Source organism: Terracoccus sp. 273MFTsu3.1, assembly GCF_000383675.1.
In the GTDB taxonomy this organism is placed as follows: Bacteria; Actinomycetota; Actinomycetes; order Actinomycetales; family Dermatophilaceae; genus Terrabacter.
In genome coordinates this window covers 349892-368668 of the sequence record NZ_KB911822.1, presented here as the reverse complement: position 1 = coordinate 368668, position 18777 = coordinate 349892, and the positions used below count along the sequence as shown (strand labels likewise).

The following is an 18777-nucleotide window of genomic DNA, read 5'->3' as shown; positions in this document are numbered from 1 at the left end:
GCGGGCGCCCGCCGCGCACCCGGAGCGGCCCACGCGGCAGGATGGCGGGCATGGACACGGACACCACCGAGGCCAGCACGGACCATCCCGACCAGTCCGCCTTCGGACCCGTCGGCGTCATCGGGGCTGGGGCCATGGGGGCCGGCATCGCCCAGGTCGCGGCCACCGCGGGCCACGCGGTCACCCTCGTGGACTCTATGCCGGGCGCCGCGGCGGGTGCCGTCGACCGGATCGGCGCCGCCGTCGCGCGGCTCGTGGACAAGGGCCGCCTGTCCGACGAGGACGCCGCTGCGGTGCTGGCCCGGATCACCTCGGCCACGTCGGTCGAGGAGCTGCCCGAGTGCGGGCTCGTCATCGAGGCCGTGCCCGAGGACCTCGACCTCAAGCGCCGGATCTTCGCCGACCTCGCCGACGTCCAGCCGCCGACGACCGTGCTCGCGACGAACACGTCGAGCATCGACATCGACGCCATCGCCGCGGAGGTCGCCGACCCGGAGCGTGTGCTCGGGCTCCACTTCTTCAACCCGCCCCCTGTCATGCGGCTCGTCGAGGTGGTGCACGGCAGGCGCACCGCGCGGGCCTTCGTCGAGCACGCCGTAGCGCTCATGGACGCCTGGGGCAAGACCCCGGTGCGGTGCAGCTCGACCCCCGGCTTCATCGTCAACCGCGTCGCGCGTCCCTTCTACGGCGAGGCGCAGCGCATCGTCGAGAGCGGTGTCGCCGACGCGGCGACGGTCGACTGGGCGCTCCGTGAGAAGGGCGGCTTCCCGATGGGTCCGCTCGAGCTCACCGACTTCATCGGGCAGGACGTCAACCTCGCCGTCGGCACGTCGGTGTGGGAGCAGACGGGACGTGACGAGCGCTACGCACCGACGGCCTTCCAGCAGGGGCTCGTCGAGGCCGGCCGCCTCGGCCGCAAGACGGGCTCGGGGGTGTACGCGTATGCCGCCGACGGCTCGGTCACCGATGCCGAGCCCGACGTCGCGCTCGCCGAGCGCCTCGTCGGTGGACCGGTCGCGACCGACCCGCTCGCTCGGACCCTGGCGATGCTCGTCAACGAGGCCGTCGACCTCGTCGCCCGCGGTGAGGCGAGCGTCGACGACGTCGACACGGCGATGCGGCTCGGCACGCGCTACCCGAAGGGGCCCATCGCGTGGGGTCGCGAGATCGGCTTCGACGTCGTCGGCCGGCAGATCGCCGAGCTCGACCGGGCCTTCCCGGGGGGTCGCTACCGGCCGAGCCCGGCCCTGACCGACGGGAGCGTCACGTGAGCGAGACCCAGCTGCCTGCCGGTGGCGGGGACGGCCAGGACGTCGAGGCCGGGGTCGCCTTCGCCCGGCAGATGTGGGACGACGACGAGGCCTCGCGACGCCTCGGCATGGACGCCGTCGTCGTCGAGCAGGACCACGCCGTCGTCCGGATGACGATCCGCGACGACATGGTCAACGGCCACGCCATCTGCCACGGCGGCTACATCTTCACCCTGGCCGACTCGTGCTTCGCGCTCGCCTGCAACTCGCGGGGGCGCCTCACGGTGGCAGCGGGGGCCGACATCTCCTTCACCGCGCCGGGTCGTCTCGGTGACGTGCTCGTCGCCGAGGGCCACGTGCGCTCGGCGTTCGGGCGCAGCGGCATCACGGACGTGACTGTCAGGCGGGAGTCGGACGGTCAGATCATCGCCGAGTTCCGCGGCCGGAGCCGCAGTCTCAAGCGCCCCTGACGTCGAAGGGCCACGAACCGGGACAACGAGCCCGGTTCGTGGCCTCTCGACGGTTGACGCGCGGGTGGGTCAGCGGGAGCGGCGGCCACCGGCACGGGTGCCTGCCGAGAACGCCGCGGCGCTGCCGCCGCTGCTCGTCGAGTAGACGGTCGAGGAGCCACCGCGACGGCCGGAGCCGCCACCGTTGCCAGCGCCGCCCTGACGGCGGCCTCCGGCCTGGCCCTCGCCCTGACCTCCGCGACCACGACCGGCGCCGGCAGCACGGCCGCCGGAGCGGCCGGCACCGCGGGCGCCGCCGCCCTGCGCGTCGGAGCCCTGGTCGCCACGGCCTCGGCCGCGTCCACCCTCGCTCGGACGCTCGGCTGCCGGGCGACCGGAGCCGGCGCCACGGCCACCGGCCGGGGCACCGCCGGTGCCGCGACCGCGACCACGGCCGCGGCCGGAGCCGCCGGACGCCGAGTTCGAGCTCGAGCCCGAGCGGGCCGGGGCGTCCTCGCGGACGAGGCCGCCGGCATACGACCGGTCGCCGGGGGCGAGCTCGGTCAGGAGCGGGTGGCCGAGCTGGACACGCGTCGTCGTCGGCTTGATGCCGGCCTTGCGGGTCAGGTCGCGCACGTCGCGCACCTGCTCGTCGAGCATCATCGTGACGACGATGCCGTCGTTGCCGGCGCGGGCGGTGCGGCCCGAGCGGTGCAGGTAGGCCTTGTGCTCGACCGGCGGGTCGGCGTGGATGACGAGCGCGACGTCGTCGACGTGGATGCCGCGAGCGGCGATGTCGGTCGCGACGAGCGTCTGCGCCCGGCCCGAGTGGAAGTCGTCCATGTTGCGCGTGCGGGCACCCTGGCTGAGGTTGCCGTGCAGCTCGACGGCCGGAACTCCCGAGGCGTTGAGCTGCTTGGCGAGCTTCTTGGCCCGGTGCTTGGTGCGCGTGAAGACGACCTTGCGGCCGGGGGCAGCCGTGAGGTCGAGGATGACCGGCAGGTGCGAGCCGTTGTCGACGTGGAGCACGTGATGGCTCATCGTCGAGACGGGCGACTGAGCCGAGTCGGCCTCGTGCGTCACCGGCTGGTGGAGGAACTTGTTGACGATGACGTTGATCGCGCCGTCGAGCGTCGCCGAGAAGAGGAGACGCTGGCCGTCGCGGGGCGTCTTCTCCATGATCCGGCGCACGCCCGGCAGGAAGCCGAGGTCGGCCATGTGGTCGGCCTCGTCGAGGATCGTCACCTCGACGCTGTCGAGGATGACGTGACCCTGCTGCATGAGGTCCTCGAGGCGACCCGGGCAGGCGACGATGACGTCGACGCCGTTGCGGAGGCCCTGGACCTGCGGGTTCTGGCCGACGCCGCCGAAGATCGTCTGCGAGTTGAGCCCGAGCGCCTTGGCGAGCGGGGCCATCGCGGTGTCGATCTGCGTGACGAGCTCGCGGGTCGGGGCGAGGATGAGTGCGCGCGGGCGTCGGGCCAGACGGCTCCGCCGCGACTGCGAGAGGCGGGTCAGCAGCGGCAGCAGGAAGGCGTACGTCTTGCCGGAGCCGGTGCGGCCACGGCCGAGGACGTCGCGGCCGGCGAGGGAGTCGGGCAGCGTCGCCGCCTGGATGGGCGTCGGGGTGGTGATGCCGAGACCGTCGAGGATCGTGACGAGGTCGGCGGGCACGCCGAGAACGGCGAAGTTCGTGTCAGTGGACACAGGTGGGTACTCCAAAAAGTGGATGCGGTCGTTCTGCCCGGCGCGAGGGGCCTCAGCTGTGAGGTGTCGCGGCGCAAGAGCGAATCGACGGGGCCGGCGACACTCCGCCAGGCCAAGAAGAAGCGGCCCGAGGCAGAACTGGGCGGGCCACTGGCACGAAGACTACCCGAGCGGGCGCCGAGGACGTTAACCGAGCCCTCGACGTGCCTCTGCGCGGCCGCGCCGGGGGCGTTCCTGTGTCCCCGCTAACGGTTCGGCTGCATCCGTGGGAACCGGCACCGAAAGATGGCAGGATCGGCCAATCAGGCGGCGCACCGTCGCGCCCGCACCTGAATGACCGCGTTCGCCCCGGAAGGACCATCTTGATGCGTCGCATGTCCCTCATCGCCGTCACCGGCTTCGTCGCCGCCGGCCTCACCCTCTCCGCCTGTGGGTCGGACTCGCTGTCCAGCTCGCCGGGCGCGGGCAACACCCCCGCCGGGACGGCCGCCGCCGGCGGTGGCGTCGACCAGGCCCTTGCGGCCAAGGTCCCCGCCAAGCTGAAGTCGGCGGGCAAGATCGTCATCGGCACGGACCCGACGTACGCCCCCAGCGAGATGCTCGCGGGCGACGGCAAGACGGTCGAGGGCTTCGACGTCGACGTCTTCAACGCCGTGGCCGCCAAGCTCGGCCTCAAGACCGAGTGGGTCCCGGCCGGCTTCGACTCGATCATCCTCGGCGTGACGGGCGGCAAGTACGACGTCGGCGTCTCGAGCTTCACCATCAACCCGGACCGCAAGAAGCAGGTCAACATGGTGAGCTACTACAAGGCCGGCACCCAGTGGGTCGTCGCCAAGGGCAACCCCAAGGGTGTCAACCTCGACGACGCGTGCGGCCGCAACATCGGCGTCCAGAAGGGCACCGTGCAGATCGACGACCTCACCGCCCGCAGCAAGAAGTGCACCGACGCCGGCAAGCCGGCCATCAACCAGATCGTCCAGGAGGGTCAGGACCAGGTCACCGCCGACGTCGTCAGCGGCAAGACCGACGCCATGCTCGCCGACTCCCCGGTCGGCCTCTACGCCGTCAAGCAGACCGGCCAGCTCGAGGCCCTCGGCGCCATCTACGACTCGGCCCCCTACGGCTACGTCGTGCCGAAGGACCAGACGGACTTCGCCAACCTGCTCGTCGAGGCGCTCAAGGCCACGCAGAAGGACGGCAGCTACGAGGCGGCCCTCAAGAAGTTCTCCGTCGAGGCCGGCGCGATCAGCGACTTCGCCCTCAACCCGTGAGTGATCCGGTGACCACACCGACCACCGACGACCGGCCGGGCCTCATCGAGGCCCGGCCGGTCCGGCACCCCGGACGCTGGGTGGCGCTCGCCGTCATCATCGTCCTCGTCGCGATGCTGATCAGCTCGTTCATCACGAACGAGCGGTGGGGCTTCTCCAAGGCCCTCGAGATCATGAACCAGAAGCCGGTGCTCGAAGGGCTCTGGAAGGGCACCATCGTCGGCACCATCGGCTCGATGGCCATCGGCATCGTCGGCGGCGTCATCATCGCGATCCTGCGCCTGTCGCAGAACCCGGTCCTGCGCGGCGTCTCGTTCGTCTACACGTGGTTCTTCCGAGGCATCCCGCGCCTCGTGCTCCTCGCGATGATCGGCAGCGGCATCGGCTTCCTCTACGCCAACCTCGACTTTGGCATCCCGTTCGGCAAGCAGCTGGCCTCGCTCATGGGGCTCTCGAGCGACTTCACGTTCTTCACCCTCGACGTCAACCAGTTCTCGAGCAGCCTGCTGGCGGGCATCATCGGCCTCGGGCTGTCGGAAGCGGCCTACATGGCCGAGATCGCCCGTGCCGGCATCCTGTCGGTCGACAAGGGTCAGAACGAGGCCGCGGCCGCTCTCGGCATGAACCGTGGCCAGTCCATGCGCCGCATCGTGCTCCCCCAGGCGATGCGCGTCATCGTGCCACCGACGGGCAACGAGACGATCGCCATGGTCAAGGACACCTCGCTGCTCTCGGCCATCCCGATCATCACCGAGCTCTTCTACCAGACCCGCGCCATCGGCACCCGGACCCTGCAGATCATGCCGTCGTTCGTCGCCGTCACGGCGTGGTACCTCCTCGTCGGGTCGGTCCTCATGGTCGGGCAGTACTTCCTCGAGAAGCGCTTCGGCCGAGGCTTCGGCACCGGGGCACCCAACAAGCGCTTCGCGCGTCCGGCCGGGGCAGGAGGCGCCTGATGTCAGACACCACCACCAGCGAGCCCACCCGCGAGCCGACCACCCGGCCAACCTCGGGGGCCGACGCCCGATCGCGCACCGGTGAGGACCGGCCGCTCGTCCGCGCGCTCAATGTGCTCAAGAGCTTCCACGGCAACGAGGTGCTCAAGGGCATCGACCTCGACGTGCACCGCGGCGAGGTCGTCTGCCTGCTCGGGCCCTCGGGGTCGGGCAAGACGACGTTCCTGCGCTGCATCAACCAGCTCGAGGAGATCGACGGCGGCCGCATCTGGGTCGACGGCGACCTCGTCGGCTTCCGCGACGACGGTGGGCAGCTGCACCACCTCACGGACAAGCAGGTCGCCACGCAGCGCCGTGAGATCGGGATGGTCTTCCAGCGCTTCAACCTCTTCCCGCACATGACGGCTCTCCAGAACGTCATGGAGGCACCCGTCCAGGTGCGGCGGGTCGGCAAGACGAAGGCGCGGGCGCGGGCGCTCGAGCTGCTCGAGCAGGTCGGTCTCGGCGACAAGCCGAACGCCTACCCGGCACAGCTCTCCGGTGGCCAGCAGCAGCGGGTCGCCATCGCCCGGGCGCTCGCGATGGACCCCAAGCTCATGCTCTTCGACGAGCCGACGTCCGCGCTCGACCCCGAGCTCGTGGGCGAGGTCCTCCGCGTCATGCGCGAGCTCGCCGACCAGGGCATGACAATGATCGTCGTGACGCACGAGATGGGCTTCGCCCGCGACGTCGCCGACCACGTCGTCTTCATGGACGGTGGCGTCGTCGTCGAGCAGGGCAAGCCGAAGGACGTCATCAGCAACCCGCAGCACGAGCGGACGAAGTCGTTCCTCAAGCGCATGCGCGCCGAGGACGACGAGGCCGCCGCCGACGCGGAGTCCCTGGAGACGCCGGACGCCTGACGGTCGCCGCACACGTCGAGGTGGGCACTCTCCCCAGAGGGTGCCCACCTCGACGTCGTCGGGGCGAGGGGCCCCGTCCCGGCGGTGTGGGCACAATGGGCGCATGACGACGGAGTCACCCGAGAGCCGCCCGAGCCTGCCGGACCACGAGATCCCCACGGTCGGGGTCGACGAGCTGCGGGGCACCCAGCTCGAGCGGCTCCAACGGACCGTGCGGACGGCATACGACAACGTCCCGCACTACCGAGCGGCCTTCGAGGCCAAGGGTTTCCACCCTGACGACCTGCGAACGCTCGACGACGTGAGCCGTATGCCGTTCACGACCAAGGCGGACCTGCGCGCCAACTACCCCTTCGGGATGTTCGCCGTGCCACGCGAGCAGGTCGTCCGCGTGCACGCGAGCTCGGGCACCACGGGCCGCCCGACCGTGGTGGGCTACACGAAGGCCGACATCGACACGTGGGCCGACCTCATGGCCCGCTCGATCCGGCTCGCCGGCGGTCACCCGGGCGACGTCATCCACGTCGCCTACGGCTACGGGCTCTTCACCGGCGGCCTCGGCGCGCACTACGGCGTCGAGCGGCTCGGCGCGACGGTCGTGCCGGTGAGCGGCGGGATGACCGAGCGGCAGGTGCAGCTCATCCGCGACTTCCAGCCGCGCGTCATCATGGTGACGCCCAGCTACTTCCTCAGCCTGCTCGACGAGATGGAGCGCGAGGGCGTCGACCCGGCGACGACGAGCCTGGAGGTCGGGATCTTCGGCGCCGAGCCGTGGACCGAGTCGATGCGCCGGGAGATCGAGCGGCGCACCGGCATGGACGCCGTCGACATCTACGGCCTCTCGGAGGTCATGGGGCCCGGCGTCGCCCAGGAGGCCGCGACGACGAAGGACGGCCTGCACATCTGGGAGGACCACTTCTACCCCGAGGTCATCGACCCGATCACCGAGGAGGTGCTGCCCGACGGCGAGCTCGGCGAGCTCGTCTTCACGTCGCTGACGAAGCAGGCGATGCCTGTCATCCGCTACCGCACCCGCGACCTGACGCGGCTGCTGCCGGGCACCGCGGTCCCGTCGATGCGGAGGATGGAGAAGGTCACCGGGCGAACCGACGACATGATGATCGTCCGCGGCGTCAACGTCTTCCCGACGCAGATCGAGGAGCACGTGCTCGCAGAGCCGCGACTGTCGCCCTACTTCCAGTGCGTCCTGACGCAGCCCGGCCGGATGGTCGAGCTGACCGTGCTCGTCGAGCCGCTCTCGCGGCTCGAGCAGGGTGCCGCCGAGCAGATCGCCCGCACGCTCGAGGCGACGATCAAGGCCCGCATCGGCACGACGTGCCGGGTCGAGATGCGCGAACCCGGGTCGATCGAGCGCTCGATCGGCAAGGCGCGCCGGATCGTCGACGAGCGGCCCAAGGGATGAGCGCGCCCCGCCCCGGACCCGTGCTCGAGCCGTATGCCGTGTCGGTGCCCGAGGGTGCGCGCCCGCTCGGCGTCGCCCCCTTCCTCGACCCCGGCGAGGTCGTCATGTGGCGCTACCGCGACCACGCGTGGGAGCCGGGCCGTCCCGAGACGGCGTCTCCCATGCGGGTCGTCCGCGACGACGAGCGCGGTCTCGTGGCCTGGCTCGCACCCGGCACCGTGCACCTGACGAAGCGGTATGCCGACGGCTCGGACCTGCGCGACGTGCCGATGGCCGAGCGCTTCCTCCGGGACGCCCAGCGCGTGCAGGCGCGCACGCGGTGGCGCGGTGCCGGCATCCTCAGGATCGCCCCGGCCGGGCTCCCGTGGTCGGTCTGGCTCTTCTGGGACGTGGACGACGGCGCCTCGACGGACCCGGGGGACCCGGGCGACCCGGCGGCACACGACCGCTGGGAGTTCGGCGGCTGGTACGTCAACCTCGAGACGGCCCACCGCCGCGCGGGCCACGACACCTTCACCGGCGACCACGTGCTCGACCTCTGGATCGAGGCGGACGGCACGGTCAACGTCAAGGACGCCGACGAGCTCGAGGCCGCGGTCGAGCAGGGCCGCACCTCCGCCGAGCAGGCGGCCGCGATCCGCCTCAACGGCGAGCACGGGCGGGCCTCGTTCGCCGCCGGCGACTGGCCGTTCGCCGACGAGTGGACGCGGTGGCGACCGGACCCGACGTGGACGACACCGGGCCTGCGCGACGACGAACGCTGGGACGTCGACCTCGTCGACTGACCGGCGGTCACCCGCTCCGGCGGGCGCTCAGGTGCACGGCGTCAGGACCCCCGAGTCAGCACGACCCAGCCCGTGGCGACCTGGGTCGTGGCCTCGGTGACCATGAGCTCGCCCGACCCGGATGGCAGGTTCCGGAGGTCGAGACGCGACTCGGTCCCGTCGCACGGCACGGTGATCGTGGCGACGCGCGCACCCGACATCGGCTGCGACGGGGCACCAGCGGCGCCGCCCTTCCCGGGACCGAGCACGTCGACGACGAGCGTTCCTCCGGTGGTGGCCGGCAGACATCGGCCCGTCAGCTGGTAGCGCTGACCGACACGGGTGGGAAAAGCCGTCCCGGGCTCTGCCGAACCACTCCAGAAGATGCCTTCGGCGTGGTCGACGAGCAGGCGGGTCACATCGGCAGGGGACGACACCGGGGGCTCGAGCCGGTCTACCGTCACCGTGCCGCCACCCTCGGGAAGCGTCGTCATCGACGGCGCCTGCACCGTGGGCGGCGGGGTCGGGGCACCTCCGCCCGTGCACGCCGCGGTCGCCACGCCGACAAGGGCGACGAGGGCGGCAACCGTCACCGCACGCCCGTGCCCGGCGGAGCGTCCGGTCACGCCGCGCCCCAGAGGTGTTCGCGACCCACTCATCGATATCCCCCGTCCATCTCCCTGCAGATGACGCAGACGCTACCTCGCGCCCCACCGGCCGAGGCGGCCGGACGTATCACGACGGCGTGCCGCCCCTCTGATCGTCGAGGCTCGCGGACTCCGTCGAGCCGGACGACACGAGGAGAACGTCATGGGCATCCCTCCACAGGCCGCACGCATGGCCGGAGCCTGGGCCGTGCAGTCCACCCGACCGGCCCCCGTGCCGGCGCCGGCCGGAGCACGTCCCGTCCCGCGCGACCGCTCGCACCGGATCACGGCGGCCCGCCTGCTGCACCCGCTGCGCCGCCCGGTCCAGCTCTCGACCAAGGACGCCCAGAGCCCGCTCGGCACCCAGCCCGCGCGGCACGCCTGACCGAGCGACCCGGCATACGACCGCTCAGCCGGTCTGTGCCTTGAGCGCGGCCCTGACGAGGTCGACCGCTGCTGCGGCGTCGAGCCCCGCGTCGCGGGCTGCTGCCGCGAACTTCGCCGCGAGCGCCATGACCGCGACGTCGGCCGTGTGCTCCCCGGAGGCGACGACGGTGCCGGCCCGACGCCGCGTCTCGACGAGTCCGGCCGCCTCGAGCTCCTTGAAGGCGCGCGCCACGGTGTTGGCGGCCAGCCCGAGGTCTGCGGCGAGGGCCCGCACGGTCGGGAGGCGGTCGCCCGGCAGCAGCCGGCCCGTCGCGATGAGGCCGGCCAGCTGGGCACGGACCTGTTCGAAGGGGGGCTCTGCGACCTCGAGGTCGACGACGATGCGCAGGTCGTCGCTCATCGAGACCCACCCCCTGACGACGAGACCGTCGACGCCGCAGGCTGCTTCGCCGCACGCGAGCTCGGAACGGCGGGGGCGTCCCACAGCAGGCAGAAGAGCGCGACGACCAGGGCGACGAAACCGAGGAACGTCAGCGCGAAGGCGACGTCCTGGGTCCAGTCGGTGGGCGCGACGGGCGCCGGCGGGAGGTCCGCGCCGCTCACGGCGCCGCGCAGCCGCTGGGTCACGTCGTTGAGCTGCGGACCGATGGTGAGGCAGAGTCCGGCCGCCGTCACGAGGGACCCGGCGGCCGACCACCGCAGGACTCGCACGCGCGCCCCGAGCCGCAGGGCCCGGTCGAGGTCGGGGTCGTCGACGTACGCCGGACGGGCGTCGGCGACGCGCAGGGCGAGCCACGTGGCGACCACGAGCAGCACGAGGGCACCGATCGTGCCCAGCGTGTAGTCGCGGCCGGGGTAGGCGCTCGTCGTCGTGACGACGACGCCCTCCCACTCACGCATGCCGAGTCGGCCACCGGGCGCCGACGTCAGCCACCCGACGAGCAGGCCCACGGCACAGAGTACGAGCCCCGCGACGACATAGCCCGTCAGGCGCACCGACTCGGTGCCGCGGCGGATGTCGAGGGCGGCCTCGCGACGAGGGCCGGGTGTCGACCGGCGGGGCGCCCAGCGCTCGGCCACTGCCGCCACGAGGATGCCCGCCACGGCGGCCAGCGCCGGCACGGCCGGGTGGGCCGTGGCGCCCTCCCCCGACGGCGACGCGGCGGCCCCGTCGACGCCCGCCTGGGCGACGGCATACGCGAGGAGTGCGCCCACGACGGACCCCAGGGCGGCCCGGCGACGGGCCCGCGCGGCGAAGGCGTCGAGCCGGCGCGCGCCGAGCCACCGCGCGAGGTTGACGACCAGCGCCAGCAGCACCACCGGTCCGAGGTACCACGTGATCACGCGAGCATCCATGCCGTTCCCCTTCATCGGTCTTTGTCGCAATCATTTAACTCATTGATACAAAGCGCGTCAAGCGGCAGGCGCGGGTCGGGGTGAGCGGGGTCACGTCCATCCCTCGACAGGCCGGACGACGTCGACGATCGCACCCGCTAGCATCTACTACGTCATGTAGTTCTGGCGCGACCTCGCGGAGCCCCCATGGATGCAACGGACCTGGCACGGTGGCAGTTCGCCATCACCACCGTGTACCACTTCCTCTTCGTGCCGATCACGATCGGCATGTCCCTCATCGTCGCCGTCTTCCACACCGCCTGGGTGCGCACGCACAACCCGCAGTGGATGAGGCTGGCGAAGTTCTTCGGCAAGCTCTTCCTCATCAACTTCGCGCTCGGACTCGTCACCGGCATCGTGCAGGAGTTCCAGTTCGGGATGAACTGGAGCGACTACTCCCGCTTCGTCGGTGACATCTTCGGCGCCCCGCTCGCCATCGAGGCCCTCCTCGCCTTCTTCCTCGAGTCGACCTTCCTCGGGCTGTGGATCTTCGGCTGGGGCCGGCTCCCGGAGAAGCTGCACGCCACGACCATGTGGCTCGTGCACATCGGCACGGTGCTGTCGGCGTACTTCATCCTCGCCGCCAACTCCTTCATGCAGCACCCGGTCGGCTACACCTACAACGCCGCCAGCGGCCGCGCCGAGCTGACCGACTTCTTCGCGGTGCTGACCAACAAGGTCCAGCTCGTCACCTTCCCGCACGTCATCTTCGCCGCCTACATGGCCGGCGCCGGCGTCGTCATGGGCGTCTCGCTCTGGCTCATGCGCCGTGAGGCCAAGGCGGCCGCGGACGACGCGCAGGACGTGGCCCGCACCGACGCGCCGATGTACCGCACGGCCACGCGCATCGGCGCGGTCCTGACGCTCGTCGCCGCGGTCGGCGTCACGATCACCGGCGACGTCCAGGGCAAGATCATGACCGAGGTGCAGCCGATGAAGATGGCGGCCGCCGAGGCGCTCTACGAGCCCGTTCCCGCGGGCGAGGGCGCCCCCTTCTCGGTGCTGACGGTCGGCTCGCTCGACGGGTCGCACGCCAACGCGATCATCGAGATCCCCGGCCTGCTCAGCTTCCTCGCGACGGGCAACTTCCAGGGCGCGGTCCGGGGGATCAACGACCTCAAGGCCGAGTACGCCAAGACCTACGGCGCGAGCGGCAACCCCCGGGTGGCCGACGTCGCGACCGCCTTCGTCCCCAACATCCCGACCACCTACTGGACGTTCCGTCTCATGATCGGGCTCGGGATCGCCACGGCGCTCATCGCGATCGCCGTGCTGTGGCTGACGCGCAAGGGGCGCACCCCGACCGCCAGATGGCTCGCGTATGCCGCCGTGGCCGCTCCGCTCCTTCCCGTCTTCGCCAACAGCTTCGGCTGGATCTTCACCGAGGTCGGCCGCCAGCCCTGGCTCGTCTTCGGCCTCATGACGACCGCCAACGGCGTCTCGCCGAGCGTCTCGATGGGCGAGGTCATCACGTCGATGGTCGTCTTCACGCTCCTCTACGGCGCCCTCGCCGTCGTCGAGATCAAGCTCTTCCTGCACTACGTCCGCAAGGGGGCCGAGCCCTTCGAGGAGCCCCAGGACCCCGCCGACCGGGACGAGGACGCACCCCTCGTCTTCGCCTACTGAGAAGGGCTGAGCTGCAATGGATCTCGCCACCTTCTGGTTCATCGTCCTCGGCGTGCTCTGGACGGGCTACCTCGTCCTCGAGGGCTTCGACTTCGGCGTCGGCATGCTGTTGCCGGTCCTCGGCGGCAAGCGCTACGCGTCCGACGACGCGGACGCCGAGAAGCGCCGCCGTGTCCTGCTCAACACCATCGGGCCCGTCTGGGACGGCAACGAGGTGTGGGTGCTCACCGCCGGTGGCGCCACCTTCGCGGCCTTCCCGCACTGGTACGCAACGCTGTTCAGCGGTTTCTACCTACCGCTGCTGCTCATCCTCGTCGCGCTCATCGTGCGCAACCTCGGATTCGAGTACCGCCACAAGCGGCCCGAGGCGAGGTGGAAGGCCCGCTGGGACCAGGCGATCTTCTGGGGCTCGCTCGTGCCTGCGCTCCTCTGGGGTGTCGCACTGACGAACATCGTGCGCGGCGTACCGATCGACGCGAACAAGGAGTTCACCGGCAACCTCTTCTCGCTGCTCAACCCGGCCGGCCTCCTCGGTGGGCTCGTCTTCGTCGCGCTCTTCCTCACGCACGGCGCGATCTTCGTGGCGCTCAAGACCGACGGGAAGATCCGCCACGAGGCTCGGCAGATCGCCGGGCGCGTCGGCATCGTCGCCGCGGTGCTCGCCGTGGCCCTGCTCCTCTGGATCGGCCTCGGCGACGGCAAGCTCGCCTCGTGGGTCACCACGGTCGTCGCGGCGGCCGCCCTGCTCGGGGCCCTCGCGGCCAACCGGGTCGGGCGTGAGGGGTGGGCCTTCATCGGCACGGCCGTCACCATCGCCATGGCGGTCGCGACGTACTTCCTCGTGCTCTTCCCGAACGTCATGCCCAGCTCGACCAACCCGGACTGGAACCTCACCATCGCCAACGCCTCGAGCACCGACTACACGCTCAAGGTCATGACGATCGTCGCCCTGATCTTCACCCCGATCGTGCTGATGTACCAGGGCTGGACGTACTGGGTGTTCCGGAAGCGCTTGACGGTCAATCACATTCCCGAGGACGCACCGCTCGAGCCGGTCTCCCGCTGACCGTCCAGCCAGACGACCCATCCGTCCGAACCGACGAGAGAGCACCTACTCCGTGAAGCCCTTCGACCCACGACTCCTCCGGGCGGTCCCTGCCGCCCGGAGGCCCGTGGCCGTCCTCGCCGCGACCGGCATCGCGAGCGGTGCCACGACGATCGCCACCGCCTTCGCGCTGTCGGCAGTCGTCGTCGCGGTCGTCGAGGGGACCGACCTCACGTCTCCGCTCGTCTGGCTGCTCGGGCTCTTCGTCGTGCGGGCCGTCCTCGCCGCGACGACGGAGCGGGTGGCCGCCTGGGCGGGGGTCTCCGTCTCGTCGGCGCTGCGGGCGGCGCTGCTGCGCCGGTGGGGCACCGTGGACGCCGACGCGCGGCTCGAGCCGGGCCCAGCCGTCTCGCTCGCGACCTCGGGGGCGGCGGCCGTCGAGCCGTACGCCGCCCGCTTCCTCCCGACGCTCGTCACCGCGGCCGTCGTGCCGGTGCTCGCCATCGCGACGCTCGTCGTCGTCGACTGGCCGAGTGCGCTCGTCGTCGCGCTGACGCTTCCGCTCCTGCCGGTCTTCGCAGCGCTCATCGGCAAGGCCACGGCCGAGTCGACGGAACGCCGCTGGGCGGCGCTCGCCTCGCTCTCGGGCCACTTCCTCGACGTCGTCCGCGGCCTGCCGACGCTCGTCACGTACGGCCGGGCCCACCGCCAGGCCACGACGGTGCGCGAGGTCAGCGACCGGCACCGGCGCGCCACCATGGAGACCCTGCGCATCGCGTTCCTGTCGTCCGCCGCGCTCGAGCTGCTCGCGACGATCTCCGTCGCCATCGTCGCCGTCACCGTGGGCCTGCGCCTCTCGCACGGCTCGATGGCGCTCGGGGCGGGGCTCGTCGCGATCCTCCTGGCGCCCGAGGCGTACTGGCCGGTGCGCCGGGTCGGCGCGGAGTATCACGCCGCCGCCGACGGTGCCGTCGCCCTCGACGCGATCCTCGCCCAGCTCGACCCCACCCCCACCCCGGCGGCGCCACAGTCCCCCGCGACCCCCGCGCCGAACGCTGCGTTCGGTGGGGTGGCGCCGGAGAGCGGGCGGGTCGGGGAGGTGCGGGTCGCCGGCCTCACCTACGCGTATGCCGGGTCGCCGGCTCCCGTGGTCCGTGACCTCGACCTCGTGGCGGGTCCCGGCCTCACGGTCGTGACCGGGCCGTCCGGCGTCGGCAAGTCGACGTTGCTCGACCTCCTCGCCGGTCTGCGCCGAGCCAGCACCGGAACCGTCGAGGCTCCTCCGTCGCACTACGTGACGCAGCGGCCCTTCCTCTCGACCGGGTCGGTGCGCCAGGCGCTGACGATCGGCCACCCGGCCACCGACGACCAGCTCTGGGAGGCGCTGCGCGCCGTCGGTGTCGACGGGGTCGTCGCGGCGCTCCCCGGTGGGCTGTCCGCCGACCTCGGCGACGACGGCTTCGGCCTGTCCGCCGGACAGCGTCAACGGCTGGCCCTGGCCCGCGCCTGGCTCGCCCCCGAGACCCTGCTGCTCCTCGACGAACCGACCGCGCACCTCGACCCGGAGGGTGCCGAGCACGTCGCCGCCCTCGTCGCCGAGCTCGCCGAGCGTCGCGTCGTCGTCGCCGTCACGCACCGCGACGAGCTGCTCGCGCACGCCGAGCACCACGTCGTCCTCGCCGCCACGAACGCCTCCCCGGTCGAGGTGGTCCGGGAGGCGACGTCGCCGTCGGCAGCACCTCGAACCGCTGGAGAGGAGGGCGACCGATGAGCGCCGTCCCGACCCGACGCGTTTGGTGGCCCTCGGCGGGCACGGTTCGCGGCGGTCTGCTCGGCGGGATCGCCACGGCGTCAGGCATGGCCCTCACCGCGACCTCGGGGTGGCTCATCGTCCGGGCGTCACAGCAGCCCGTCATCCTCACCCTGCTCACCGCGATCGTCGCCGTCCGCGCCTTCGGCATGGCGCGACCCGTCTTCCGCTACTGGGAGCGGCTGACGAGCCACGACGCCGCGCTCGAGATGCTCGCCGAGCGGAGGACCTCCGCCTACGAGGCGCTCGTGCCGCTCACGCCTGCCCGGCTCGGGCGACGCCGCCGATCCGACGTGCTGACCGGGGTCGTCGACGACCTCACCGACGTCGTGGACGCGCAGGTGCGAGTCACCGTGCCGGTCATCTCGACGGCCGTCGCGGGCGGCATCGCCATCGCCCTCACCCTCGTGCTGTCCCGGCCCGTCGGCCTCGTCATGCTCGCGCTCGGCGTGGCCGTGTGCCTCATCAGCACGCTCGCGGCGCACCTCGAGTCCCGCTCCCTGCCAGAGCTGCTCGCGGCCCGCGCCGAGGTGACCCGCGTCAGCGAGCTCATGGCGAGCCAGTCGGGCGAGCTGCGCGCCGTCGGGGGCTGGGCGACGGCGCTCGGCTGGCTCGACGAGGCCCACGCCTCGCTCGACCGGGCCACCCGACGCATCAGTCTCGGCCGGGCCGCGGCGGCCGCGCTCTTCCTCGTCGTCGTCGGGGCTGCGGTGGCCGCGACCGCCGTCATCGCCCAGGGCCTCGCCGTCTCGACCCCGGTCAAGGCGCTGCTCGTGCTCACCCCGGTCGCCGTCTCCGAGGCCATCACCCCGCTCGTCGACGCCACGCGCGCCCTGGCCCGAGCCCGCGGCAGCGCGCACCGCATCGACGCACTGCTCGACCTCACCCCGGCCGTCGCCGACGAGCCCCGCCTCGCAGCCGCCGCCGAGCCCGGCCAGGCGCCCGACGACACGCCGGGCACCCGGCCCGGGCAGACGGCATACGCACGCTGTGACGTCACGACGCGGGCACTCACCGCCTCGTGGACGGGTGAGCACACCGACCTCGCCTCGACCGACCTCGACGTGCCCGCCGGGAGTCGCATCGCGGTCACGGGACCCAACGGCAGCGGCAAGTCGACGCTGCTGGCCGTGCTGGCCCGCCACCTCGACCCGTCGGGCGGGACCTACCGCCTCGGCGGGACCGACGTGCTCGGCCAGCCGCTCGAGGAGACCCGGGCGCGTATCGCCGTCGTCGACGACGAGACCCACGTCTTCGCGACGAGCCTGCGCAACAACCTGACGCTGGCCCGGCCCGAGGCGGACGACGCCGACGTCGAGCGCGCCCTCCGGGCGGCCGGCCTCACGACCCTCCTCGAGAGCCTGCCCGACGGCCTCGACACGACGCTCGGGTCCACCGGACGCGGGCTCTCCGGCGGCGAGCGCGCCCGCCTCGGCATCGCCCGCGCCCACGTGAGCGGCCGCCCCGTCGTGCTCCTCGACGAGCCGGTCGCCCACCTCGACCCGCCCACGGCCCGCGCCGTCGTCGAGGACCTGACGCGACTCGGGAGCGCACCGGGTACGACAGGGGTGGCGGGCACCGCGTCCGCGCAGACGATCATCATGGTGACCCACCGCGACGACGGGGCCGACCTGTTCGACCGTGTCCTCGAGGTGCGCCGCCCCCCGTCGGGGACGATGTCCCGGACCACCGCAGACCCGGTCCCCCACTCGGGCGACCGCACGCACGAAGCCGACCCGCCCCGTCGGTAGATTGGAACGCCATGCCCAGCACACCCCGCAACCGTCTCGGCGACCTCGAGCGCGCCGTCATCGAGGAGCTCTGGACCACCGCGGACGCCCACCCCGAGGGGCGGACCGTCCGGGAGGTCCACGACGCGATCGGTGTCGAGCGCGGGCTCGCCTACACGACGCTCATGACCGTCCTCGACCGGATGGCGAAGAAGGACCTCGTCCACCGGGAGCGCGACGGCCGCGCCTGGCGCTACACCGCCGCGTCGACCCGTGCCGAGCTGACGTCGGAGTCGCTGCACCACACGCTCGGCGAGCTCGCCGGCGACAAGCGACGCACCGCGCTGCTCCACTTCCTCGACGAGTCCACCCCGGAGGAGATCGACGAGCTCAAGGCCGCCCTCGCCGAGCTCGAGGCGCGGCGCCCCGACGACGCGAAGCGCTGACCGGGCGATGACCCCCTCCGCGGCCCGCCGCACCACCTGACCGTGCTCGTCGTCGCGGCCCTCGTCGTCCTCGCGGTCCTGCTCGCGTGGCCGGTGCCGCGCGCCCTGGCCCGGGCGACGTCCCTGCGTCGCGCGCCCCGGGCCGCGCTCGTGCTGTGGCAGTCCACCGCCGTCGCCGCCGTGCTCGCCGCGCTGCTCGCGGCACCGGCCGCGATCCCGCTCCTCGTCGGGAGGCAGGTGCGCCTCTCCGAGCACTGGGTGACGCTCGCCGTGTCCGCCGCGCTCAGCGGGGTCGTCGCCGTGCGGCTCCTCCTCTCGGCCGACCGGGTCGGGCGCAACCTGCGGACCGCCCGCCGGCGCCACCGGGATCTCGTCGACCTGCTCGGCGTGCCCGGTGAGGGCGCCGACCGGCACATGCGCGTCCTCGAGCACACGACCCCGACCGCCTACTGCGTCCCGGGCGTCCGTCGGCGCGTCGTCCTGACCCAGGGCACCCTCGACCGGCTCGGCCCGGACGAGCTGTCGGCGGTCCTCGCCCACGAGCGGGCCCACCTCGGCGCCCGGCACGACCTCGTCATGGAGTTCTTCACCGTCGTCCACGAGGCGATGCCCGGCTTCCTGCGCAGCGACGACGCCCTGCGCGAGGTGCACCTGCTCATCGAGGTGCTCGCTGACCGCGCCGCGGTCCGTCACGCCGGGGCCGTCAGCACCGGGCGCGCCATCGTCGCCATGGCCGGCGGGCCCAAGCCGGCCGGAGCCATGGCGATGGCCGACAGCACACGCGTCGCGACCGCGCGCATCGGGCTCCTCGACGCCGAGCGGATCGCCGGCCTCCCGATCCCCGCCGTCGCGGCGACGATGTATGCCGTGTCGGCCGTGCTCATCGCCACGCCGCTCGCGCTCTACCTCGGCGCGATCGCCGAGCTCACGCTCGTCTGAGGGCCTGCCGACGCGGGGGGCCGCCCTCGA

General features: G+C 72.4%; 18 protein-coding genes. 14 read left to right on the top strand and 4 right to left on the bottom strand.

All coding sequences use genetic code 11. The annotated features are described in order from the left end of the window. Positions 1–50 precede the first annotated feature (50 nt). Entirely contained in the window at positions 51–1271 is a 1221-nt protein-coding gene (locus tag H283_RS0112010; protein ID WP_020143771.1) for a 3-hydroxyacyl-CoA dehydrogenase NAD-binding domain-containing protein, read from the top strand. Continuing rightward, a complete protein-coding gene (paaI, locus tag H283_RS0112005) occupies positions 1268–1720 on the top strand; it encodes a hydroxyphenylacetyl-CoA thioesterase PaaI (RefSeq protein ID WP_020143770.1) in 453 nt (150 codons plus the stop codon). Before H283_RS0112010 ends, paaI begins: the two co-directional genes overlap by 4 nt. A 69-nt stretch (positions 1721–1789) precedes the next feature. On the opposite strand, the gene H283_RS0112000 is transcribed toward paaI, so the two are convergent. After that, positions 1790–3406, bottom strand: coding sequence for a DEAD/DEAH box helicase (locus tag H283_RS0112000; protein WP_020143769.1), 1617 nt, complete (start codon positions 3404–3406; stop codon positions 1790–1792). 365 nt (positions 3407–3771) lie between these two features. Here H283_RS0112000 and H283_RS0111995 point away from each other — a divergent pair, with 365 nt between their 5' ends. The 5 genes from H283_RS0111995 to H283_RS24935 all read left to right on the top strand — a co-directional run bounded on the left by H283_RS0111995 (position 3772) and on the right by H283_RS24935 (position 8743). After that, a complete protein-coding gene (locus H283_RS0111995) occupies positions 3772–4677 on the top strand; it encodes an ABC transporter substrate-binding protein (protein WP_020143768.1) in 906 nt (301 codons plus the stop codon). Between the two features lie 8 nt (positions 4678–4685). Continuing rightward, a complete protein-coding gene (locus H283_RS0111990; RefSeq protein WP_020143767.1) occupies positions 4686–5633 on the top strand; it encodes an amino acid ABC transporter permease in 948 nt (315 codons plus the stop codon). Next, positions 5633–6535, top strand: a complete 903-nt coding sequence (locus H283_RS0111985; RefSeq protein ID WP_020143766.1) for an amino acid ABC transporter ATP-binding protein — start codon at positions 5633–5635, stop codon at positions 6533–6535. The genes H283_RS0111990 and H283_RS0111985 overlap by 1 nt, the downstream gene beginning before the upstream one ends. A gap of 103 nt (positions 6536–6638) precedes the next feature. After that, positions 6639–7958: a phenylacetate--CoA ligase PaaK gene (gene paaK / locus H283_RS0111980; RefSeq protein ID WP_020143765.1), complete on the top strand. Its 1320-nt coding sequence runs from the start codon at positions 6639–6641 to the stop codon at positions 7956–7958. Beyond that, on the top strand, positions 7955–8743 hold the full coding sequence (locus H283_RS24935; protein ID WP_020143764.1) for a DUF402 domain-containing protein: 789 nt from the start codon (positions 7955–7957) through the stop codon (positions 8741–8743). The genes paaK and H283_RS24935 overlap by 4 nt, the downstream gene beginning before the upstream one ends. Positions 8744–8784: 41 nt before the next feature. Here the strand turns inward: H283_RS24935 and H283_RS0111970 are convergent, their stop codons facing one another. After that, positions 8785–9348, bottom strand: a complete 564-nt coding sequence (locus tag H283_RS0111970; RefSeq protein ID WP_020143763.1) for a hypothetical protein — start codon at positions 9346–9348, stop codon at positions 8785–8787. Between the two features lie 184 nt (positions 9349–9532). On the opposite strand from H283_RS0111970, the gene H283_RS0111965 reads away from it, so the two are divergent. After that, on the top strand, positions 9533–9754 hold the full coding sequence (locus H283_RS0111965; RefSeq protein ID WP_020143762.1) for a hypothetical protein: 222 nt from the start codon (positions 9533–9535) through the stop codon (positions 9752–9754). 24 nt (positions 9755–9778) lie between these two features. On the opposite strand, the gene H283_RS0111960 is transcribed toward H283_RS0111965, so the two are convergent. Both H283_RS0111960 and H283_RS0111955 read right to left on the bottom strand, forming a co-directional pair. Further along, positions 9779–10156 (bottom strand): GntR family transcriptional regulator, encoded by a 378-nt coding sequence (locus H283_RS0111960; RefSeq protein ID WP_020143761.1) that lies wholly within the window; start codon positions 10154–10156, stop codon positions 9779–9781. Then, a complete protein-coding gene (locus tag H283_RS0111955; protein ID WP_156023144.1) occupies positions 10153–11112 on the bottom strand; it encodes a hypothetical protein in 960 nt (319 codons plus the stop codon). The genes H283_RS0111960 and H283_RS0111955 overlap by 4 nt, the downstream gene beginning before the upstream one ends. A 186-nt stretch (positions 11113–11298) precedes the next feature. On the opposite strand from H283_RS0111955, the gene H283_RS0111950 reads away from it, so the two are divergent. The 6 genes from H283_RS0111950 to H283_RS0111925 are packed head-to-tail and all read left to right on the top strand — an operon-like array spanning position 11299 to position 18747. Further along, positions 11299–12777, top strand: coding sequence for a cytochrome ubiquinol oxidase subunit I (locus H283_RS0111950; RefSeq protein WP_020143759.1), 1479 nt, complete (start codon positions 11299–11301; stop codon positions 12775–12777). Between the two features lie 16 nt (positions 12778–12793). Then, positions 12794–13843, top strand: a complete 1050-nt coding sequence (gene cydB / locus H283_RS0111945; protein WP_020143758.1) for a cytochrome d ubiquinol oxidase subunit II — start codon at positions 12794–12796, stop codon at positions 13841–13843. Positions 13844–13895: 52 nt separating this feature from the next. Then, a complete protein-coding gene (gene cydD, locus H283_RS24930) occupies positions 13896–15593 on the top strand; it encodes a thiol reductant ABC exporter subunit CydD (RefSeq protein WP_051103610.1) in 1698 nt (565 codons plus the stop codon). Then, on the top strand, positions 15590–17383 hold the full coding sequence (gene cydC, locus H283_RS0111935; protein ID WP_020143756.1) for a thiol reductant ABC exporter subunit CydC: 1794 nt from the start codon (positions 15590–15592) through the stop codon (positions 17381–17383). Before cydD ends, cydC begins: the two co-directional genes overlap by 4 nt. Before the next feature lie 11 nt (positions 17384–17394). Continuing rightward, positions 17395–17808 carry a BlaI/MecI/CopY family transcriptional regulator gene (locus H283_RS0111930; RefSeq protein WP_020143755.1) on the top strand — a complete coding sequence of 138 codons (414 nt, stop codon included), beginning with the start codon at positions 17395–17397 and terminating at the stop codon, positions 17806–17808. Between the two features lie 42 nt (positions 17809–17850). Continuing rightward, a complete protein-coding gene (locus tag H283_RS0111925) occupies positions 17851–18747 on the top strand; it encodes a M56 family metallopeptidase (RefSeq protein WP_020143754.1) in 897 nt (298 codons plus the stop codon). Positions 18748–18777: the final 30 nt, after the last annotated feature.